Source organism: Acidovorax sp. LjRoot204, assembly GCF_056175785.1.
Genome location: NZ_JBGFFF010000287.1, coordinates 1 through 2,565, shown reverse-complemented (window position 1 = coordinate 2,565; position 2,565 = coordinate 1). Strand labels below are relative to the sequence as shown.

Sequence of the window (2,565 nt, the reverse complement as noted above, 5' to 3'; positions counted from 1 at the left end):
GCGTGTACGACCCGGTGAAACAGCCCTGAGGGGACCGCAGCACCGACTGAGAGGGCATCCTCTCAATGCCCGCCAAACCGCCCCACTTGCCGCAGCCCGCCCGTCAGGCCCCACAGCGATACGCACCAGCCGTCACACCCTTCCGACACCACCAGCCCCGGCAGGTCGTTGCCGTCGATGTCCACGTAGCTGTCGGGCTTGCCGGGTACCTCGCCCATGTAGGCATAGCCGCCACTGCCACGCACAAAAACATGGTGCCGCTGGGCTTCGTAAAAAGCATTCGGATCGCGCACCACCCTGCCAGGCACCACCACGGTGGTGCGTKCACCCTGGGGCTGCTGAACCGTGCGTGCCGAACCCCATTGGAGCTGGCGGCGCAGCGCACCAAACCGGCGGTCGTCCGACTGCACGAACAACTGCAGTGCTCCCAGCTGCTCGGCATCGGKGCTCCCTACCACCCACTGCGGCGTGCGCGGCGGCCAGCTTGCGCACCACCTGGTTGATGGGGAAGTTCCAGGGCGTGAAGGCCGCCACGGGGCCCACAGGGTCCTTCAGCACCATCTGCGTGGCCTTGAGGTTGCGCGAGGGCACGATGCGGCCGTACACACGCAGCGATTCGTCGGCAAACCATTCGATGATGTCGGCCGACGCCATGGTTTCAACCTTGGCCTCGGCCAGGGGCTTGCCCTGTTCTTGGACCATGATGGCGGCTATTGATTCGGCGCGCTCGCGCATCAGGGCCGCTGCGCGGCGCATGGTCTTGGCGCGCTCGGCGGCAGGCATGTCACGCCAGGCTTCAAAGCCCTTTTGTGCGGCGTCCAGCGCGCGGTCCAGATCGACCTTGGTGGCATGGGCCACGCGGCCGATTTCCTTGCCCGTGGCGGGGTTGAACACGGCAAGGGTCTTGCCTTCAGCGGCGTCTTGCCACTGGCCTGCGATGAAGAGCTGTGTGTTGGGATAGGTCATGAGCGTTGGTTGGTCAGCCAAGGTGGTGAAAAAATCAAAAAAACGACTATACGCCTGCGATGATGGCTGTGTATTTCAAGGAGATTGCATGCGAGAAGTAGTCCAAAGCCTCGAAGAGTCGCGCATCCGCGAAGTGGCCAACGAAGGCCTGGGGCGCAGCGATGTGCTGAAGTTCTGGTTCGGCGAGAGCGACGAAGTAACGCCCGATTTCATCCGCGACGCGGCCATTGCGTCGCTGCAAAAGGGCGAGACCTTTTATGCCCACAACCTGGGCCTGCCCGAACTGCGCCACGCGATTGCGGGCTACATGCACGGCCTGCACCCGCAGCAGCACACCGATGCGTGGTTCGACCGCATCGCAGTGACGTCCGGCGGTGTGAACGGCCTGATGGTGGCCGTGCAGACCCTGGTGGACGCGGGCGACGAAGTGGTSSYGGTSACGCCCGTGTGGCCCAACCTGGTGGCGCAGCCGCGCATTCTGGGGGCGCAGGTGCGCACTGTGCCACTGGTGGCCGACGTGCACGGCGCATGGCGCCTGGACATGGATGCGCTGCTGGCCGCCATCACACGCGGCACGCGCCTGCTGGTCGTCAACGCACCCAACAACCCCACGGGCTGGACGCTGACGCGCGAGGAGCAAGCCACCATCCTGGCGCACTGCCGCCGCACCGGCACGTGGATTCTGGCGGACGAGGTGTATGAGCGGCTGTACTACGCGGGTGACACGGCCAATGGCGCGGCGCCCAGTTTTCTCGACGTGGCCGAGCCCGAGGACCGGCTGATCGTGACGCACAGCTTTTCCAAGAGCTTTTTGATGACCGGCTGGCGCCTTGGGTGGCTGGTGTTGCCGCCGTCACTCACCCAGGCGGTGGGCAAGCTGATCGAGTTCAACACCTCGTGCGCGCCGGTGTTTGTGCAGCGCGGAGCCACGGTGGCGCTGCAGCGCACGGAGGAGGTGACGCCCGCGCTGGTGAACCATCTACGCAACTGCCGCGACACGCTGGTGCCGCTGCTGGCCGAGGTGCCGGGAGTGTCGGTGGCCACGCCACGTGGGGGCATGTATGCGTTCTTCCACATCGACGGGCATGACGAGTGTTTGCCACTGGCCAAGCGGCTGGTGCGGGAGGCGGGGTTGGGGTTGGCGCCGGGCAGTGCGTTTGGGGGGGAGGCGTCGGGGTGGTTGCGGTGGTGTTTTGCGAGTCAGGATCTCGGGAGATTGGAGGAAGGGGTGGGGAGGTTGAGGGGGTGGTTGAAGGAGTGATCTGGGGTTTTTGAGCCTTTTTGGCCGCAGGCGCTAGTGGGATATGCGGTGGTAGCTATTGATTTTGTAGTGTCTGGTTGTTGTGCTGATGGGGCCACGTGCCTGGGTTGAGGGCGGAGGCCGGCAGTCGCCCGGCAGGCGAGGTACTTTTCTTTGCTTCGCCAAAGAAAGGTACCCAAAAGAAAGGCGACCCCGCTGTCTGCGTCCCCTGCGCTGACGCTACGGGGCAACCTGCGGTGCTCGGGTTTGGCGGGGTCTCGCTCAACTCGCGCCGCTGCGCGTCGCTCAGACACACGCGAGCCCTGATCCGCCAAACCCWGCGCTCCTCGGCGCATCCA

General features: G+C 65.1%; 1 protein-coding gene and 1 pseudogene. One reads left to right on the top strand and one right to left on the bottom strand.

Translation table 11 applies throughout. The annotated features are described in order from the left end of the window. Positions 1-462: 462 nt before the first annotated feature. Positions 463-966, bottom strand: a pseudogene (locus AC04MI_RS24535) (aldehyde dehydrogenase family protein); the annotation flags it as partial. Positions 967-1,054: 88 nt separating this feature from the next. Between AC04MI_RS24535 and AC04MI_RS24530 the strand changes: the two are divergent. Next, the gene (locus tag AC04MI_RS24530; RefSeq protein WP_476498963.1) at positions 1,055-2,227 is read left to right on the top strand and encodes a pyridoxal phosphate-dependent aminotransferase; all 1,173 of its coding nucleotides are present in this window, start codon (positions 1,055-1,057) and stop codon (positions 2,225-2,227) included. The last annotated feature ends 338 nt before the right edge of the window (positions 2,228-2,565 follow it).